At 71.1% G+C, this 17,388-nt stretch carries 16 protein-coding genes and 1 pseudogene; 1 reads left to right on the top strand and 16 read right to left on the bottom strand.

What is annotated here, in order from left to right; all coding sequences use genetic code 11:
• Window positions 1–8: 8 nt before the first annotated feature.
• Window positions 9–752, bottom strand: coding sequence for a DUF6518 family protein (locus tag VFB40_RS15375; protein WP_324851245.1), 744 nt, complete (start codon window positions 750–752; stop codon window positions 9–11).
• Between the two features lie 10 nt (window positions 753–762).
• A complete protein-coding gene (locus VFB40_RS15370) occupies window positions 763–1,530 on the bottom strand; it encodes an SGNH/GDSL hydrolase family protein (protein ID WP_324851243.1) in 768 nt (255 codons plus the stop codon).
• A 23-nt stretch (window positions 1,531–1,553) separates the two neighbouring features.
• On the opposite strand from VFB40_RS15370, the gene VFB40_RS15365 reads away from it, so the two are divergent.
• Window positions 1,554–2,300, top strand: coding sequence for a 4'-phosphopantetheinyl transferase family protein (locus VFB40_RS15365; protein ID WP_324851241.1), 747 nt, complete (start codon window positions 1,554–1,556; stop codon window positions 2,298–2,300).
• Between the two features lie 904 nt (window positions 2,301–3,204).
• On the opposite strand, the gene VFB40_RS15360 is transcribed toward VFB40_RS15365, so the two are convergent.
• The 14 genes and pseudogenes from VFB40_RS15360 to VFB40_RS15295 all read right to left on the bottom strand — a co-directional run bounded on the left by VFB40_RS15360 (window position 3,205) and on the right by VFB40_RS15295 (window position 16,617).
• The gene (locus VFB40_RS15360; protein WP_324851239.1) at window positions 3,205–3,495 is read right to left on the bottom strand and encodes a phosphopantetheine-binding protein; all 291 of its coding nucleotides are present in this window, start codon (window positions 3,493–3,495) and stop codon (window positions 3,205–3,207) included.
• A 35-nt stretch (window positions 3,496–3,530) separates the two neighbouring features.
• Entirely contained in the window at window positions 3,531–4,457 is a 927-nt protein-coding gene (locus VFB40_RS15355) for a 3-oxoacyl-[acyl-carrier-protein] synthase III C-terminal domain-containing protein (protein WP_324851237.1), read from the bottom strand.
• Between the two features lie 35 nt (window positions 4,458–4,492).
• Complete coding sequence (locus VFB40_RS15350) at window positions 4,493–6,118, bottom strand: class I adenylate-forming enzyme family protein (RefSeq protein WP_324851235.1); 1,626 nt, start codon at window positions 6,116–6,118, stop codon at window positions 4,493–4,495.
• 96 nt (window positions 6,119–6,214) lie between these two features.
• Window positions 6,215–7,210 carry an alpha-ketoacid dehydrogenase subunit beta gene (locus VFB40_RS15345; protein ID WP_324851233.1) on the bottom strand — a complete coding sequence of 332 codons (996 nt, stop codon included), beginning with the start codon at window positions 7,208–7,210 and terminating at the stop codon, window positions 6,215–6,217.
• On the bottom strand, window positions 7,210–8,265 hold the full coding sequence (locus VFB40_RS15340) for a thiamine pyrophosphate-dependent dehydrogenase E1 component subunit alpha (protein ID WP_324851231.1): 1,056 nt from the start codon (window positions 8,263–8,265) through the stop codon (window positions 7,210–7,212). Before VFB40_RS15340 ends, VFB40_RS15345 begins: the two co-directional genes overlap by 1 nt.
• A gap of 119 nt (window positions 8,266–8,384) precedes the next feature.
• Window positions 8,385–9,191: pseudogene (locus VFB40_RS15335) on the bottom strand (DUF3050 domain-containing protein); the annotation flags it as partial.
• 22 nt (window positions 9,192–9,213) lie between these two features.
• Window positions 9,214–10,203, bottom strand: coding sequence for a phytanoyl-CoA dioxygenase family protein (locus VFB40_RS15330; protein ID WP_324851227.1), 990 nt, complete (start codon window positions 10,201–10,203; stop codon window positions 9,214–9,216).
• 11 nt (window positions 10,204–10,214) lie between these two features.
• A complete protein-coding gene (hppD, locus tag VFB40_RS15325; protein WP_324851225.1) occupies window positions 10,215–11,315 on the bottom strand; it encodes a 4-hydroxyphenylpyruvate dioxygenase in 1,101 nt (366 codons plus the stop codon).
• 99 nt (window positions 11,316–11,414) lie between these two features.
• Window positions 11,415–12,659: a beta-ketoacyl-[acyl-carrier-protein] synthase family protein gene (locus VFB40_RS15320; RefSeq protein WP_349261491.1), complete on the bottom strand. Its 1,245-nt coding sequence runs from the start codon at window positions 12,657–12,659 to the stop codon at window positions 11,415–11,417.
• A 71-nt stretch (window positions 12,660–12,730) separates the two neighbouring features.
• Window positions 12,731–13,381 (bottom strand): beta-ketoacyl synthase N-terminal-like domain-containing protein, encoded by a 651-nt coding sequence (locus tag VFB40_RS15315; RefSeq protein WP_324851221.1) that lies wholly within the window; start codon window positions 13,379–13,381, stop codon window positions 12,731–12,733.
• The gene (locus tag VFB40_RS15310; RefSeq protein WP_324851219.1) at window positions 13,381–14,556 is read right to left on the bottom strand and encodes a beta-ketoacyl synthase N-terminal-like domain-containing protein; all 1,176 of its coding nucleotides are present in this window, start codon (window positions 14,554–14,556) and stop codon (window positions 13,381–13,383) included. The genes VFB40_RS15315 and VFB40_RS15310 overlap by 1 nt, the downstream gene beginning before the upstream one ends.
• On the bottom strand, window positions 14,549–14,788 hold the full coding sequence (locus VFB40_RS15305; RefSeq protein ID WP_324851217.1) for a hypothetical protein: 240 nt from the start codon (window positions 14,786–14,788) through the stop codon (window positions 14,549–14,551). Before VFB40_RS15305 ends, VFB40_RS15310 begins: the two co-directional genes overlap by 8 nt.
• Window positions 14,789–14,790: 2 nt before the next feature.
• Window positions 14,791–15,060 carry an acyl carrier protein gene (locus VFB40_RS15300; protein WP_324851215.1) on the bottom strand — a complete coding sequence of 90 codons (270 nt, stop codon included), beginning with the start codon at window positions 15,058–15,060 and terminating at the stop codon, window positions 14,791–14,793.
• A gap of 141 nt (window positions 15,061–15,201) precedes the next feature.
• Entirely contained in the window at window positions 15,202–16,617 is a 1,416-nt protein-coding gene (locus VFB40_RS15295; RefSeq protein ID WP_324851213.1) for a class I adenylate-forming enzyme family protein, read from the bottom strand.
• Window positions 16,618–17,388: the final 771 nt, after the last annotated feature.

Genomic DNA, 17,388 nt, shown 5'->3' with positions numbered 1-17,388 from the left:
CCTGAGGATCAAAAGGTCTGACTGTAGACCAGATGCAGCAGCAGCTCGCCGACCACTGCGGCCGGAAGCGTCACGAGCATCCAAAGACAGCTACGCACGTGTTGGCGCCCGCGTCGGCCCAACGCCGCGATGAGGACGATGCCGATCACCGTGAACAGCGCCGCGCTGGAGTAGTAGCCCAGATACAGCCCGTACGCGATGGCCGCCTCACCGAGGAACGCGCTGGCCAGCACCGCGAGCCCGAGCCCGCGAACCGGCCCGCGCGCCGACCGCCACAGCTTCCCGGCGACACCGAACGTCGGCCCGCCGATCACGCCGCACAAGGCCCAGAACGCGGTGATTCCACTGCCGACCGCGATGCCGCGCAGGTGGGCCGTCACGTCGTAAGCGATCAGCTCCACCACGCAGGTCACCAGTCCCGCCACGGCCGCATGCCAGTACCGGCGCGCCCCGATCCCGACCGCGAACGCCGGGGCGAGCCACGGACTCGCCGAGTTCACCAGGCTGAGCCAGGGCGAATCGAGGTACGCCTGAAGCAGATCCGTGGCGACACCGACCAGTACGCCGACGAGCACGGCGAGCGCGAGCAGGGTGCCGAAGCCCGCGTGCCAGCCGGATTCCCGCCCACGACCGGCGCCTACGCCACTGATGATCCGCCGCAGCTGATCCGCGCGCCACGCCCCGGGCGCGCCCTCGGGCGTGGCCGCGAGCGGAGGTTCGTCCGGCGTGGTCATCGGCGGGTTAGCGGTCATGTGATCGACACTATCCGCCGCGCTCCTGCTCCGGTGTGAACCGAGCGGCGTGCGTGTGCGGCAGCGGCAGTAATGCGCCGAGCGCGCGGACGATCTCGGCCGCGGCGACGGCCTGGCTGCGGCCGTTGCCGTGCAGCCCGTCCCTGCTGATCGTGCGCGGGTCGCGGGCGGTGGGATGGTCGGCGAGGTCGACGTGCGTCGTACCGAGTCGGGCCGCGAGCGCGTTGGTGCGGCGGCCAAGGGTCGCCATGCGCTCGGTCGGCGACGGCTGGAGCCACGCGGGCAGGCTCGGATACAGGGACCGCACGAAGATCGACAAGGTGATCACCCGCGCTCCTCGTGTCTGTAAGGCCTCGACCATCGCCGCCAGATCCCGGTCAACGCCGTCGGCACGCGTCTCGTAGCCGGGCCGCAATGCGTCATTGGCTCCGCACACGACGAGCGCCAGGTCCGGCCGGAATGCCAGCGCGGTATCCAACTGCGTGGCGCGCACCTCGTGCGTGCGCAGACCACGGCGGCCGAGGTTCAGGTACGCGGTGCCGGGACCGGCGCGGTCCAGTTCGGCGGCGACCCGATCCGCCAGCGGCAGCGGGCTGTAGCCGGGCATCGGTTCCGCGACACCCTCCGCGATGCTGTCCCCGAGCACTGCGAAGCGACGCCACGGATGCCCGGCCAGCAGCGCCTGCGCCTCGTCAGGACCCAGACAGTACGGATCGGCGGCCTCCGCGAAGTCGGCGCCGCCTTGGCTTCGCGTGGCCGCCGCATGCTCGCTGGTCATCAGAGTTGGGATACTTCCGTTTCATGGGCGACGGCGCGGACACGGTGGAAATCTGGCTGATCGACGGCCGCGCGTCATGCCCGGACCTGGCGAACCTGCGCGCGCTGCTCGGCCCGGACGAGCGCACGCGCGCCGAAGCCTGCCTCTCAGAGGCGGACCGGCGCGAATACGTCATCGCACACGCCGCCTTGCACTGCATCGTCGGCGACCGAATCGGCGTCGCTCCGTCGCAGGTCGCGTGGAAGCTCGGGCCGCATGGCAAGCCACATCTGAGCGGACACGAGCGGCGCGTCGAGGCCAACCTGTCGCACTCGGACGAATTCTGCATGGTCGCGGTCTCGGCGTCGCGTCCGGTCGGCGTCGATATCCAGCGGTTGGCGAGCGATTCCACGGCGGCAGCGCTGGCGCGGCGGTATTTCCCGCCGGAAGAAGTGCGGCTCGTGCTCGCCGCCGAAGACGCGGCCGAACAGCGAGCCGTGTTCGCCCGACTGTGGGCCCGCAAGGAGGCGCTGGTCAAAGCGGCCGGCTCCCGTCTGATACTGGGCCTCGCGGCACCGGCGCACGGCCCCGGCCCGCTGACGGTCCATCAGCCCGCCGTTTCGCCGGACCCGGTCCGCGTCGCGGATCTGGAGGCCCCACCGGGCTATTGCGCCGCGGTCGCGCTGATCGGTGCCGAGCCCTTCCGCGTTGTGACCCGGACGTGGGAGTGGCCGGAAGCGCTGTGGGCACCGAGCAATGCCAGACTGACGCAGCCCTGTACCGAGTCGTAGTCGCACAGCGCGATGCTTCGCGGCGAGCCGACGCGTGCGTCAAGTTCGCCGGCGAGTTCCCACCACAAGCCGGTGAGCGGCTGCGCGGGTTGCGCTACGCGCACCCTGCCGCCGCCCGCCGACGCGATGGCGCCCGCGTGACCGGCCCGGTCCGACAACGACGACCCGAAGATCACCGTCGACGCGGAGTGCTCCGCGGACAGCGCCTTGAGCTCCTGCTCAATCGCGCCCTCGCGGATTCCAGCTCGCGTGACGATCGGTCCGAGCCGCAGCGGCGGCGCCGAGTTCGGCACGCGCGGGGAGTCCCCGAGAAGCAGGGCGACACCGGTGTGGCCGACAGGAATCGCGACTTCGTCGCTTGCCCGGTAGGGGAGTGCGGCCTGCTCGACGATAAGGAGCAGGGCGCGGTGCAGCCCGGCGGTCCGCGCATACTCCCGGATCAGGCGCAGTGCGGTAAACGGCGCCACAACGCCCTGATCGGTGAGGCCGAACGCAAGCGGCTTGCCCGGACAGCGCCCGCTGAGCAGCGCGGCCATGTTGCGGCCCGGGTTGATGTCCGGAATGGCGTACGCGAGCACGAGCAGATCAACGCTCTCGTGCGCGGGCACGGCACGCTGGATCAGCGCGGTCGCCATCTCGCTATACGACCAGCCAGTCCAATCGCGATCGTCGGACGACGCATCGAGCCCGTGCTCGCGCAACATGTCCTGCATGTAGAGGTCGAGCCGCGCGGCGTACGCCGCGTCGTGAACCTGCTGCGCCGGCTGCGGGAACGCCATCCGCACCGCCCCGCGCACACCCCAAGCGTGACCCGCCCGGTCCTGCGTCAATACCGGGTCGCCGAGGCCGGCGGGTTCGGCTTGTTCAGCGGCGTCGCGGCGCGGCGCGACCGCCGAGAAGGCCATCAATCCTCCTCGGGCAGCAGATTCGCGGCGATGTAGCCGGCCAGCGTGCCGATGGTGGCGAAGTCGTCGCGGCCCAGCTCCTCGACGCTGATCTCCCGCTCCAGGCGCTCCTCGAGTTCGAGGACCAGCTCCAGCGCGGCGGTGGAGCTCAGACCGAGCGCCTCCATGAGCGTGGTGTCGGCCGTCGCGCCGGAGACCTCGCGTTTGAGTACGCGCGGCAGCAGCCCGCATATCTCGTCGACGACGCGATCGCGCAGCCCGGGATCGGCCGCGGTGTCCAGCTCGGTCATGTTCGCTCCCTTATCCAGTCGTCCGGCGCAGTGTGTCAGTGCTCGAAAACCATGGCCGCGAAGGCCGCGCCACGGCCCGCTCCCGCGGCCATCACGTAGTGGTCGCCGGGACTGAGCAGCTCCCGGCGCACGGCGGTGCGGTAGTTGATGAAGGCGTCCGCGCAGAACACGTGGCCGTATGCGGCCAGGTTGTCGAGCACGACCCGGTCCAGCGGGAAGCCGAGGATCCGGCAGACCTGCCGCCAGATCGGCGCGTTCACGTTGTGCGGAAGCAGGGCGCTGACCGCGCCGAGAGGCAGCGCCGCACGCTCGAGCGCGGCCCGGATCGTGTCCGCGAGCAGTTGCGCGTAGTCGCGCTGAAAAGCCAGCGCGACCTCCTCGGCGTCGTCGTCGTACTCAGCGCGCTGGTCCACGGCGTAAGCCAGCATCCGGTCACGCGGGCCGTCGGCGCCGACCAGGCAAGCCGAGGCGCCCTCGCTGAAGAACGTGGTGTCCGGCAGGATCTCGGCCTCGGCGGTGAACGTCTTCTCCCCGGCCAGGACGAGCGCGAGGGCGCCGGGATCGGGATCGGCGGCGAGCAGGCGGCCGACGACGTCCAGCGCGAGCAGCCCGGACGCGCAGGCGTGGTGGCCGACGGCGAACGCGCTGGCCCGCTCGAGCCCGAGCTCGCGGCACAGCTCGTGCACCGGGTGCAGCGGATAGGGGACGACGGAGGGGAACGTGCGCGCGTGCACGACATAGCGGACGTGCTGTTCGCGGCCGCGCAGGCCGTCGAGTCCGGCGACGGCGGCGCGCAGCAGGTCGATCAGGTCGCCGTCCGGGTCCCGGCGCACCTCGCCGAGCTTGTGATACCTGCGGAAGACCTTGACCTGCATTGGCGTGAGCCTGTACCGGGAGGCGACGTCATCGACGGTCGTCCGCTGCCCGGGAAGGTGGACCGCGACGTCCAGCAGCGCGGTCACGGCGCGTTCCTCCGCTCCTCAGCTCTGCTCGGCATTCACGCCGCCGTCTCGGCCAGATGCCGCTGGCGCATCAGGAACTTGCGCACCTTGCCCGTGGGGCCGAGGATCAGCTGCCCGTCGTCGATCACGACGACGTTGCGCAGCGTCGCCGCGGCGGCGCTGGTCAGGGCGGCCCGGATCGCGGCGGTGCGGTCCACGCCCGGGTCGGCCCAGGTGTGCAGGCTCAACAGCACGTCCGTGAACACGCCGCCGGTCGCCGTCGCGGCGACGATGGTGCAGTCGCGCACATCCGGACACGCCTTGAGGATGCGCTCCTCGGACATGGCCGTGTACAGCCACTCGCCGCCGCCGAGGTCCACCGAGTCGACCGCACGGTCCACGTGGTAGTAGTAGCCGTCGTCGTCCCGGTACATCAGGTCGCCGGTCAGGTAGTAGCCGTTGAGCCGGTTGCGATAGGTGTTCACCGAGTCGTTCCAGTAGCCCGGCGCCAGGGTCGGCGCCTTGAGCCCGAAGTGGCCGACCTCGCCGATCGGCACCTCTCGCCCGGTCGCCAGGTCGAGCAGCGCGACGTCGGCGAACACGTGCGGCCTGCCGACGCACCGGCCGTAGCGCTCGGTGTCGGTGCGGTGTGTGATGTGGAAGGCCGAGTGCCCCATCTCGGTGGAGCCGAGGCCGTCCACGAAGCTCGAGCCGGGGACCCGCTGGACGCCGTCGCGGGTGACGGTGTTGCGCGAACCGGCCGCGACCAGGTGCCGGACGTGCGGCTCGTGCGCGCAGTCCCCGGTGTTGAACCACAGCGACACCGAGTCAAGGTCATACTCGGTCAGATCGAACCTGGCCAGCTCGGCCCAGGTGACCGCGAAGCCGAAGACACCGGTCGGCCGCCATCGGGCGATCGCGTCGAGGATCGTGGCGCCGTCGCGCTGCTGCGAGAGATAAAGCAGTTCGCTGCGATTGCACAGCGCGTGGTTGACCGTCATGATCCCGGCCGCGTGCGCCGAGGGCAGAGCGCTGAGGATCCGCTCGGTGCCCTGCGCGCGAGGCGAGCCGAGCCGAATCATCCGCGTCGCCGCGAAAAGGCTGCCGTGCGAATGCACGACCGCCGCGGGCATCCGCGTGGTGCCGGACGAATGGGTGATGGCGATCGGATCATCGGGGTGCAGGCGGTACGGCGGGGGAGCGGCGCCCGGATCGCCGGTGCCGGTGTCGGCCGCGTCGATCACGAGGCCGACGGCGAGGTCCTGGCCGGCCAGCCGCTGCCGGTGCTCCGCGTCCGTGAGCAGGGCCGTGCCGCGCAGCCGCCTGATGTACTCGGCCGCCACGTCCGCGGGCAGGTCCGGATTCATCAGGGCCGCAATAGCGCCGATCCAGTTCAGCGCCAGCGTGTTCAGGAAGCAGTCGGCCGAGCTCGACACGTGAACGGCGACCGGGTCGCGGGGGCCGACGCCCCGGCGCACCAGCCACGCGGCACGGGCCCTGACGCGCTCGTGCAGTTGCCCGAGGGTGAGCCCCTGCCAGGCAGGCAGGCCGTCCACCGCGCGGTCGAAGGCGATCCCCGGACCGTCCAGCGGCGCGCCGTGCTCGATCAGCTTCGGCAGCACGTTGCCCGCACCGAGCTCGGGATCCGCGGCCAGCGCCGCCCGGATGCCGGCGATACTCATGGCGTTCTCTCCCTCTTGTTCGGAACCCGGGCCCGCGCCGCAGCGCAGTTTCGGTAGCGCTGTTTCGGGTGCTCTTTCTCGGGGTGCTGTGTCTCGTCAGCCATGTGCCGCTCCCGCGAGCTGCGCCGATCCGACGGTCGTCAGAATCGCCGCGCGCAACTGCTCCCGGCTCGGCTGCAGCGCCCGGTCGAGTTCGAGGGCGAACGGCAGGACCGCGCCGTCCGGCCGGGTCACCCGCCTCGGCGGCGCGACGAGCCGCATGCTCTCGGCCGCCGCGGCCACGATCTCGGCGCCGATGCCGCAGGACCGGTTCGCATCGTCGAACACGACGAGCCGCCCGGTGCGTTCGAGACTGGCGGCCAGGCCCGACCAGTCGAAGGGATGCACCGATCTGGGGTCGAAGACCTCGACCGAGACCTCACCGGCCAGCTCCTCGGCCACCGAGAGCGCGTCGTGAACCAGGTGCCCTACCGCGACGACGGTCACCTGCGTGCCCGGGCGCTGCACCCGGCCGACCCCGAGCGGCACCGGCGGCACGTCGGCGAAGTCCAGATCCTCGCGGCGGCGCAACGCTCCTAACGGCGCGAAGAGCACGACCGGGTCGTCGTCCCGGATGGCCGCGACCAGCAGGCCGTACGCGTCCCGGACGGTCGCCGGCACCACGGTCTTTACCCCGACGTGCGCGAAGAGGCTGTAGGGGTGGTCGGAGTGCTGCCCGGCCCAGCCCTCGCGCGAACCCGAGCCGGTCACCAGGTACGTCACCGGCACGCGCGCCTGGCCGCCGGTCATCAGCGAGAGCTTGTGCGCCTGGTCGGCGATCTGCTCGAAGGCGAGGAAGAGCAGCGCCGGGATCTGGAACTCGATCAGCGGGCGCAGGCCGGCCAGCGCCGCGCCGGTGGCGAAGCCGGTGAAGGCCTGCTCGGAGATGGGCGTGTCCAGCACCCGCTGCGGGCCGAACCGGGTCAGCAGGCCGGCCGTGACGTTGGTGGCGGCGGACCTGACGTCCTCGCCGAAGACGCACACCGCCGGATCGCGCGCCATCTCGTCGCCGAGCGCCCGATTGAGGGCCTTGAGGTAAGACTGGTTGGCCATCAGCCCACCCCGCTCCTGGTCCGGGTGCCGTCGGCGTACAGGTAGTCCAGCGCCGAGTCAGGATCCGGATGCGGGCTGCCGGCGGCGAACAGCACCGCCTCCGTCAGCAGCTCCTCGATCTCGGCGTCGATCCGCGCACGCACCGGTTCCGGCAATCGCGCGCCCTGGATCTCCAGCGGATCGCGCGCTCGCGCGGCCTCCACCTCTTCAGCACTGCGATATCGCGGCCGGGCTGCGTACTCGAAGGTGTGATGCGCATCGACCCGGTAGGTCACGCATTCGAGAAGTGACGGTCCGTCGCCTGCGCGAGCACGGGCCACCGCCTCGGCGGCCGCCGCGTACACGGCTTCTGGATCCATGCCGTCGACCGTGTGCGCGGGAATGCCGAAGGCCTCGCCGCGTCCGGTGATCGTGCCGGCTACCGCGTCCTCGGTCCGCGTCGAGGTGGCGAACCCGTTGTTCTCGCAGACGAACACGACCGGTACCCGCCACAGCGCGGCCAGGTTGAAGGTCTCGAGCACGACGCCCTGATTGACCGCGCCGTCTCCGAAGAACGCCGCGGTGACCCGGTCGACGCCGGTCCGCCGGGACGCCCAGGCCGCGCCCGCCGCGATGGGGGCCGCCGCGCCCACGATCGCGTCGGCGCCGAGGATGCCTATGCCGAAGTCGGCCGCGTGCATCGACCCGCCGCGCCCGCGGTTGAGCCCGGTGACGCGCCCGGCCAGTTCCGCGAGCATCCGCGCCGGATCGGCTCCCTTCGCCAGCACGTGCCCGTGGCCGCGGTGGGTGCTGGTGATGAAGTCGTCGCGGCGCAGCGCCGCGCACACCCCGGCCGCGATCGCCTCCTCGCCGATGTACGGATGGATGCCGCCGACGATCACGCCCGAGCGCACCAGCTCGATCGCGCGCTCCTCGAACCGCCGGATCAACCGCACGGTCCGATACAGCCCGGCCCGATCGACGCCGGCGTGGTGCAAGCCGGCGCTGTCGATGCTGGCAGTGTCGAGATCAGCGCTGTCGACATCAGCGCTCTCGAGATCGGCATCGTGACCCATGGGAGTCCCTTCTGCGTGCAGCCGCGAACCGGTCAGAGTGCCGCTCCACTCGCGGCGACGGTCACTGCGTCCGGGCCGTCAGCGCCGTCTGCGCCGTCTGCGCGGTCTGCGCGGTCTGCGCCGCCCGCGTGCGCGTGTGCCGGCTCGCCGATCGCGGTGAGGATGCCGTCCCAGAGCCGGGCCCGCGCCGCGAGCGCGGCGTTGACCGTCTGCGCGCAGTCCTCCCAGTTCTGTTCGTCCTCGCCGCACAGGTCCGCCAGCATCTGCATGGCCATCGGGGTGTGCTGCTCGCCGTCGACCTCGATGTGCCTGGCCAGGTAGTCGACGAAGGTGTCGAGCCCGCCGACCAGCTCGTTGACCGCGATGACCTGCTGGAACATCTCCGGGATCAGATCCTCGCGGCCGAACGCGAACGCGGCGGCGCGGGCGTGCACCGGAGCCTGCTCGATGAACCGCCAGGTGGTGGCGGCGAACTCGGCGCTCGGCGTTGGCACCTGCGCCTCGGCCAGGGCTTGCGGCACCGGGCGCCCCGCGCGCAAGAGCCGCAGGAACGCGGTGATCGGGCCGGTGTCCGCGCCGGCCTCGGTCATGCCGCCGAGGTAGAGCTCGAAGTGGCTGATGAAGCCGCCGCGCAGCTCATCGCTCTCCTCGACCAGGACGATGTCGTTGATCAGTCGTCTGCTGCCGGTCGGCCCGGTCGGCACCCATGGCACCTCGACGCAGGTCAGTGAGCGTTGCAGGGACTTGAGCAGGGACATGAAGTCCCACACCGCGAACACGTGGTGTTCTTGGAACGTGCGGATCGCGGGCAGGTCGGTGAGGCGGGCGTAGAGCGGGTGGCCGACCACGCGCTCGCGCGCCGTGCCGATACGCTGCTCTAGCCGGTCGATCCCCGGGTGTCTGCGTCCCCAGTCGTAGCGCGACATGGCTCCTCCTGACGGTCGTGGCTCAGCCGAGCGCGGCGCCGCCGAGTTCGGTGGTGAAGTTTTGGGTACCGTCGCTCCAGATCACCGGGCAGTACTCGGGATCGGCGTAGTCGGGGCGGCCATCGGGCAGCCGGCGCACCAGCGCGTCGTGGTTGTACGTCACGGCGGCGCCGTCGCTCAGCTCGAACCGGCGGTATTCGTTGTCCCCGTCTTGCAGGTGCAGCGAGACGGCGCGGCGCGGCCGGTCGCTGCGGTTCGGCCCGCTGCCGTGGTAGGTGCGGCAGTGATGGAAACTCATGTGTCCTTTGGGAATCTCCATCTGCACCTTGCGGACCTGCGCGTTGTTGTAGGCCGCGTTCTCGGCCAGGACGCGTTCGAGGTCTGACTTGTCGCGATCCGCGAAGTGCTTCGTCATCGAGTCCTCGCGGCCGATCTCCTTCCACAGGTGGCTGCCGTCGATCATGGTGATCGTGCCCATGCGCGGGCCGCAGTCGTGGAACGGGATGAACGCGGTCAGCATCCGCTCGGAGGCGCAGGTCGCCCAGTAGTGCTTGTCGAAGTGCCAGGGCACGATGTTGCTCGGCTCGTCGGCGACCGGCGGCTTGTGGATGAGCGTGGACTGGAACAGCCGGATCCGCTGCGTCGCGGCCAGCCGCGCCGCGACCGCGCCGATCAGCGGTTTGCGCAGGATCCGCGCGATCGGGTCGCTCTCGACGTGGATGTAGTCGTTGTGCCGCTGCACGGCGCCGTCGCCCGGCTCCCAGTACGCCAGGCGCGGCGGCCGCAGCGGCAGGGTCCTGCTGCGCGCGCCGGCGTAAAACCGCTCGCTCGCGTCGACCAGCTCGTCGATCTCCTCGTCGGTCAGCAGCTTCTTGGTCAGATACCAGCCGTGCTCCTCGTAATGCGCCACCTCGTCGTCGGTGGGCAGCAGCTCGCGCTCCGCCTCGGTGAGCGGGGGAACGGACGCGGTTGAGCTGGGCACGGTTGAGATGGGCACGGTTGAGATGGACATGGGCGAGATGCTCACGCAGGCCTCCGCGTTTCGGTGGGCGCCGGGTTGCGCACGGCGGAGAGCTCCCGCTCCTTCGCCGCGTAGAGCGCGGGGATGTTGCTGGTGCCGAACGTGCGCGCGCCGTGCCGTTCGATCAGCTCCCAGAAGAAGGTGCTGCGCACGTGCATGGACCTGGCGAAGATCTGGTACATCAGGCCCCAGTGGTCCCGGTCGGCCAGGATCCCGCGCGAGCTGAGCCGCTGCACCGGGATGTCGATCGGGCCGAGCCGCGAGCCGAGCTGCTCGTAGTAGGCGGCGGGCGTGGGCGCGAACCCCGCGCCGCGGGCGGCGAAGGCGTCCACCGCCCCGGCGATGTCGTCGGTGCTCAGCGCCACGTGCTGGACCCCGGCGCCGCCGTGCCAGGCAAGGAAGTCGTCGATCTGGCCCCGGCGGCGGCTCACGTCCGGCTCGATCAGGGTGAAGGTCACCGCGCCGGACGGGCTCTGCACCACCTGGGAGAACATGCCCTGGTCGCCGACCTCGACGTACTCCTCGAAGATCGGCTCGAACCCGAAGACCTTGCGGTAGTGGTGCACCGTCGGCTCCAGCTCGCCGGCCGGCACGCAGAAGGCGGCGTGGTCGATCGCGGTGAGCAGGTCCGGGGCGCCGGGCGCCGGCGCGTCGGCGCTCTCCACCAGGCCGGGCAGGAATCCGGCTCCGGGGCCGCTGCGCTCCACCAGGCGGTGCGCCACGTCGCCGAAGCCTGAGACCACGGCCGTGACGATCCGTTCGCCGTCGTGCTCGTAGACCCGCGGCTGCTGCAGCGGCGTCGCGCCGGCCGCGACGGACTCGGCGTACGAGGCCGCGGCGTCCTCCACCCGGAAGGCGATCGTCGCGACGCCGTCGCCGTGCCTGGCCACGTACTCGGCGGCCGGATGGTGCGCGGCCAGGCCGGAGGTCAGCAGCACCCTGCTCTCGCCCTGCCCGACCAGCAGGCTGCGCCGTCCCGGCGCGCCGGTGTCCGGGCCGCCCTGGCCGAGGACGCGGAAGCCGAACGCGCGGCACAGCACGAAGGCCGCCTGCCGGGCGTCGCCCGCGAAGAATTCGACGTGGTCGACAGCGAGCACGTCCACTTCGCTCACCTTCCTTTCGCCGGCGGCCGCATGGTGTGGCGGCGCGGAACGGACTTCACGGATCGGGTCTGAGGGGTCTGGTTTATGGCTTGCGGTGCGTCAGACCGCGCGGGCGAGCCGGGTGCTCGGCGGTCCGAAGACGAGGCTGATGTTGTGGCCGCCGAAGCCGAACGAGTTCGACAGGGCGTAGCCGGCCTGCGCCTGGCGCGGCGCCTTGCGGATGTGGTCGAGGTCGCAGTCCGGATCCGGGTCGTCGAGGTTCTGCGTCGGCGGCAGCAGCCCGCGGCGCAGCGCCAGCACGGTGACCGCGGCCTCGGCGACCCCGGAGGCGCCGAGCATGTGCCCGGTGACCGCTTTCGTGGAGCTGACCGGCGGCAGGTGTGCGCCGAACGCGGCGCGGATCGCGCGGGCCTCGGCCACGTCGCCGAGCTTCGTGCTCGTACCGTGCGCGTTGAGGTAGCCCACGTCGCCGGGCGCGATGTGCGCGTCGGCCAGTGCCCGGCGGATGCATTCGGCGGCGCCGCCGCCCTCGGGGTCCGGCATCGTGGGATGGTGCGCGTCGTTGGTGGCGCCCCAGCCCACGATGTCCGCGTAGGCGGCCGCTCCGCGTGCGTCCGCGTGCTCCGCGCGTTCGAGGACGAAGATGCCGGCTCCCTCGCCGAGGACGAGGCCGGCCCGCCGCCGGTCGAAGGGGCGGCTCGCCGCGGTCGGGTCGTGCGCCCAGCCGCGGGCCAGGGCCCGCGCATTGGAGAAGGTGTCGGCCAGGGTCGGGAACAGCGGGGCTTCGCTGCACCCGCAGACGACCACGTCGGCCTCTCCGGCGCGCAGCAGCCGCGTCGCCTCGCCGATCGACTGGGCGCCGGCCGCGCAGGCGGTGCCGATCGACGAGCTGTAGCCGCGGATTCCGTACTTGATGGCGATGCGGGCCGCGCCCATGTTGGGCAGCATGCCGGGCAGCAGATACGGGCTGACGCCGAGGCGCCCGCGCTGCGTGCGCGTGACCACCTGGTCCTCGAGGGTGGCCAGTCCTCCGGTGCCGGAGACGATCACCGCGGTCCGGAACGGGTCGGCATCGCGGCCCACGACGAGTCCCGCGTCGGCCAGCGCGTCGGCGGCGGCCTTGAGCGCCATCACGACATACCGGTCCACCACGCGGGTTTCGGGCGGCGGCAGCACGCTGGTCGGGTCGATCGGCGGCGCGAAACCCGCGACCTCAAGGCACTCGGCCAGCGGGTGGTCCTGTGGCGGGCGGCTCAGTCCCGACCGGCCCTCGCACATCGCCGACATGATCGCGTCGGCGCTCTCGCCGACCGGCGTCACGAGCCCCATGCCGGTGATCACCACGCCGCGGCCGTGAACATTGCGGTGGCGAACGCCGCGATCGTCAACACCGCGACCGTCAACGCTGCGCTCGCTCATGTCCGACTCCTCTCGTGCGTCGCGGCGCCGGCCGCGAGCAGGACCGCCTCGGCGCGGTCACGGTCGTGCGCGGCGGCCGCCTGCTCGACCCGGATCAGCAGCACCTGGTCGGCGTCCGCGTCCTCGATCAGCAGTCCGGCGGCGTCCAGCCCGGATCGCTCGTCACCGACAGAGATAACAGGCCCAACAAGTCCTAATTGGGCAGCAACGTGACCCGCTACTGCGTTCGGCACGCATTGAAAAAACAGCAGCGGGCCGATCCGGACTCCGGCGTCGACGGCTTGCGCTACGTGTCGGGCGCTTGCCAGGTCGCCGAGGGCGCTGGCGATGATGACCGCAGTGCAGGGCGACGCGGCTTCGGCCGCGTTCGTGGTGATGGTCGCTCGCCGATGAAGGCAGCGCCGCGCCACCTCCGCGGCCATCGGGCTGAAGGAGGAGTTCACGAATCCGGCGACCGCGGGTGGCGCGGTGTCGGCGGGAGACTCGGGCCAGGCCGAGGCCGCGAGCACGGCGAGGCCGGCTGCCTGCGCCCGGTCTGCCAACGTTGTCGCAGAAGTCTGAGACGGCAGGATGCGGACTGGGGGCACGTCACCGACCGGGTCGGTTGCCTCGGCCGGCATCACGGCGCTCGGGGTGTGCAGCGGCATCACGGTGCACCTACCAGCAGTGCGGTGTTCGCTCCGCCGAACGCGCTGTTGATGCTGAGGGCGTAGTCGATCGGGCGTTCTTGTCCGGTTTCGAGCACGAGGTTCAGCCGGCAGGCTTCGTCTGGACCGAGGTAGCCGGCGTTGACCGGAAGGCGCCCGGCGCGCAGTGCGTGGACCGTCACGATCAGCTCGATCAGTGCGCCTGCTTCGAGCGCCTGGCCGTGCACTGATTTGGTGGAGCTGACCGGCATTGTCGCGGCGGATTCGCCGAGCGCCAGGTGCAGTGCGGCAGCTTCGGCCGCGTCGCTGTGTTCGGTGCCTGAGCCGTGTGCGTTGACGTAGTCGATCGCCTCGGGGCGGATGGCGGCGCGCTGCATGGCCGCTGTGATCGCCCGCGCGAGGCCGGCGCCGTCGGGGCGTGGTCGGCAGACGTGGTAGGCGTCCCCGGCCCGGCCCCACCCGGCGAGTCTGGCGAGGATCTTGGCGCCGCGGCGTTGGGCGGACGAGGTGGATTCGACCACGAGCGCGCCTACGCCGTCGCCGAGCAGCAGTCCGCCGCGCCGCGCGCTGAACGGCCGCACTCGGCCGTCGGGGGCGAGTGCGCGTCCTGCGTCGAAGAGGGCGAATTGATCCGGATCGACGAGGTAACCGGCTGCGATCACGACGCTGCTGACGCGTCCGCGGGCTACGGCGGCTGCGGCGTCGGCGACTGCTGTGCTGGCAGCGACGCATGCGGAGGTGTATGCGCGGGCTGCTTCGGTTGACAGTCCTGCGCGCTTTGCCACTGATCGTGCGAAGGCGGCCGCGCTGTGCTCGTTGGCCTCGGCGCCCTGCGTTCGTGGCAGGTCTGGATCGCCGTGCACTGCGAGATAGAGCGGGCACTGCGCGCGCCGGCCGGAGGAGAGTCCGGCTTCGTCGCAGGCCTCGTGGATGACCTGGTCCAGTTCGTCGCCGAGCGTGGGTGATCCCGGTAGCGTCGCCGCGACGCCGACTCGCCGGTCCGCGACGTCGAAGCGGCGCACGGTCTCGAAGCCGGGTGTGCCTTCGAGCGCCGCCGAGAGCAGCGGTGCGACTCCGCGCCCGAACGCGCTGGAGACGGCGGCCGCGGTGATCACGACGGGCTCGGCGCCGCGCCGTGCGACCGGAGGATCGGCGAGGGCGATCGCGTCAGTCATCGGCCGCCTCGAAAACGTGGTCGCGCAGCACCTCGGCCGCGCCGGAGACGCTCGTCATGCGGGCCAGTGCCGCATCGTCGAGGTCGATTCGCCGCCCGTAGCGCTCCTCGACCTGATGGATGAGCCAGGCCAGCTCCATCGAGTCGATGTTCTCCGGCACCTGCTCGGGCCTGCGGTCGCCGAAGGCCGCGAGCATGGTGAGAAGCTCGGCGCGCTCAGGGAAGCCGGACACGTTCAGCGCCCTGCCGCCGACGCGGATTCGACGCGCTGCGCCACGGCCCGTGCGAACTCGCCGATGGTCATCGCGACGAGCTTCTCGGCCTCGTCGTCGTCGAACCGGACGCCGTACTGGTCCTCGACCCGCACGGAGAGCTCGGCCAGTGCGAGCGACTCGAGATCGGCTCCGGCCGGGCCGAGCAGGGTGTCGGCGTCTACGTCGGTGATGTCGTAGTTCATCGCGCTGAGCGACTGGATGATGAACGCGCGGATTTCGTCGTCGGTCATCTCGGAGGCGTCCTTTCTGCGGTGGGGGAGGGCGGGGGCGGCGGCGGTGCGGGATGAGGCAGCCGCCCGCGGAGCCGACCGGACCCGGATCGCGGGCTTGGTCGGCTGCTGCGTTGGCGGGCGGGCGGCCCGATGGAGTGCTCAGCGGGTGAGGTTCAGCGCGGCCTCGCGGTCTTGCCTCGCGCCGCGCAGCACGCTGTGATCTCGCACGAGCTTCCCGGTCGCCGTGCGCGGCAATTGGTCGACGATGTGCAGGACGCGGGGTCGCTTGTACGCGGCGAGGCGCTGGGCCAGCAGTTCCCTGACGCGGGTCTCGGCGTCTGGTGTGCGCAGCATGATGTACGCCTCGACGGCTTTGTCGAACACGACGACCGCGCCTTCGACTTCGGGTAGGTCGGCGAGCGTGTGCTCGACCTCGGTGAGGTCGACTTTGAGTCCGCCGACGGAGACCTGTGAGTCGCGGCGGCCGAGGACTCGCACGAGGCCGGTGTCGGCGTCGACCGAGCCCGCGTCGCGGGTGTGCAGCCAGCCGTCGGACCAGCGGGCGGGGTCGGTGTCGCCGAGGTAGGGGGAGTTTTGCATCGCGAGGTGCAGTTCGCCGTCGCGCTCGCGGACGGTCAGGCCGGGTGCGGGGCGCAGGGCGGGGCGGCCGGCTCCGAACAGGTCGGTGGCGATGACGCCGGCCTCGGTCATGCCGTACATGTTGCCCAGCCGGACGCCGTAGCGGTTGACGAAGGACTCGTACACTCCGGTGCGGACCAGCTCGCCGCCGGTGGTCATCCCGGTCAGCTGCGGCAGCGGCGGCGGTTCGGCCACGGAGGCGAGTAGTTCGATGTGGAAGGGGACGCCCAGCAGCGTGGTGGGCTCGCGGCTGGCGGCCACGGTGTCGAGGATGCCGTGCGGTGTCATGCGTGGCGGGATCGCGAGCTGTACGCCGGCGCTCAGGCCGTAGAGCAGGCCGCCGACCAGTCCCAGGACGTGGACCATCGAGGCCAGCGACACGATGCGTTCGCCTTCGCGCGGTACTCCGTCGATCTGCCGGTACCGGTCGATCTCGGCGATGAGGTCGGCGGCGGTGCGGCCGATGACCTTGGAGGGGCCGGTGGAGCCGGAGCTGAGTTGGACGAGTGCGTGCGGTCCGGCGGCGGGCAGGCCGGGGCGGGCGGAGACCTCTGCGTCGACCTGGGCGTATCCGCGCAGCGCGCCGTCGGGTGCCTGTTTCGCGCGGACGACGACCTGGGGCGCTAGTCGGGTGAGCGCGCGGTCCACCTCGTAGGGGGTCAGCCGGTGGTCGAGCAGGATGGCCTGGGCGCCGATGCGCCATGTCGCGAGCAGGGTGCTGATGAACGTGAGGGAGGGTGGGAGGCACAGGGCGGCCACGCCGCGCTCGCGCAGGCCAGCGGCGGTGAGTGCCGCCTGCTGGTCGGCGACGAGTGCGCGGAGCGCCTGTCGGGTGACCGGGGCGCCGAGGTCGAGGCAGGGGTCGGCCGGGCGGCCGGCCAGCAGCACGTCGTCGACCCAGCCTGGATCCAGCGGCGGGTGCGCGCCGTCGATCACGAGACACCTTCCCCCTTCGCGCTCCGGTGCATGGCGAACTGAGACCGGGCGCGGTCTTGAGCCGTTTGGCTAAGTTGCCTGTGTTGCCTGATGGCGGTGCGTTGTGCGGCGCGCTGGGCGCAGAGTGCAAAAGGCCCGGCGTACCGGGCCCGGCGCGTGCTGTCGCGGGTGCCCGCCGTTGTGAGCGGTCGGCGGGCTGGAGCCGGCCCTTTGTCGGACCGGCGAGGTGACGGGGGTTCAGCGGTGGCCAACCCCCCGTTCGGCGCCATTCTCATCACAGGATTTGGGGCGCCGCAAGACCCTGTGTCTGATCGGTTTTCTTTGCCCAGGTCACGACCTGGATGACAGGGTCCGCTTCTTGGAACGGATTGGGGAATTGACGGAAGAAGTCACTCGTGGCAACCTCGTCGCTGACCGACAGCACTGATTTAATGTTCGTCATCGTGTTGGCGAGGGGTCAGCACGTAGGTGGTCTAAGGCAAGGCACTACCTTGTCTGAGCTGCCAGTATGCCGAATCCTTCTCAGATCACAAGCTCTGGAGATTCGGTCTTTACGCCAGCTGAGATTGGTATATACCATGTCTTCGCTGGTTATCCGAGGTAAATGTAAGTTTCACGGCCGCCGCGCCGCCAGCGTCGCCGCGGTCGCATCAAGTGGCTGATTTGACGGCCTGCCGAATAAGCGGCCGCGTTCGGCCTGCTCATTTCCCGGGGAGCGCGGCCTCTTTTCCCGTGCTCCCGGAAAAGCCATTTCCGAATGCATTCTTCCAG

This window comes from Actinocrinis sp., assembly GCF_035650855.1.
Lineage (GTDB): Bacteria > Actinomycetota > Actinomycetes > Streptomycetales > Catenulisporaceae > Actinocrinis.
Note: the sequence above shows the minus strand (reverse complement) of the source record. Positions and strands in the feature narration are given on the sequence as shown.

Coding starts and splice junctions, on each gene's coding strand:
- VFB40_RS15375 (WP_324851245.1), bottom strand. CDS start 752: ATGACCGCTAACCCGCCGATGACCACGCCGGACGAACCTCCGCTCGCG.
- VFB40_RS15370 (WP_324851243.1), bottom strand. CDS start 1,530: ATGACCAGCGAGCATGCGGCGGCCACGCGAAGCCAAGGCGGCGCCGAC.
- VFB40_RS15365 (WP_324851241.1), top strand. CDS start 1,554: ATGGGCGACGGCGCGGACACGGTGGAAATCTGGCTGATCGACGGCCGC.
- VFB40_RS15360 (WP_324851239.1), bottom strand. CDS start 3,495: ATGACCGAGCTGGACACCGCGGCCGATCCCGGGCTGCGCGATCGCGTC.
- VFB40_RS15350 (WP_324851235.1), bottom strand. CDS start 6,118: ATGAGTATCGCCGGCATCCGGGCGGCGCTGGCCGCGGATCCCGAGCTC.
- VFB40_RS15345 (WP_324851233.1), bottom strand. CDS start 7,210: ATGGCCAACCAGTCTTACCTCAAGGCCCTCAATCGGGCGCTCGGCGAC.
- VFB40_RS15340 (WP_324851231.1), bottom strand. CDS start 8,265: ATGGGTCACGATGCCGATCTCGAGAGCGCTGATGTCGACAGCGCTGAT.
- VFB40_RS15330 (WP_324851227.1), bottom strand. CDS start 10,203: ATGTCCATCTCAACCGTGCCCATCTCAACCGTGCCCAGCTCAACCGCG.
- VFB40_RS15315 (WP_324851221.1), bottom strand. CDS start 13,381: ATGCCGCTGCACACCCCGAGCGCCGTGATGCCGGCCGAGGCAACCGAC.
- VFB40_RS15310 (WP_324851219.1), bottom strand. CDS start 14,556: ATGACTGACGCGATCGCCCTCGCCGATCCTCCGGTCGCACGGCGCGGC.
- VFB40_RS15300 (WP_324851215.1), bottom strand. CDS start 15,060: ATGACCGACGACGAAATCCGCGCGTTCATCATCCAGTCGCTCAGCGCG.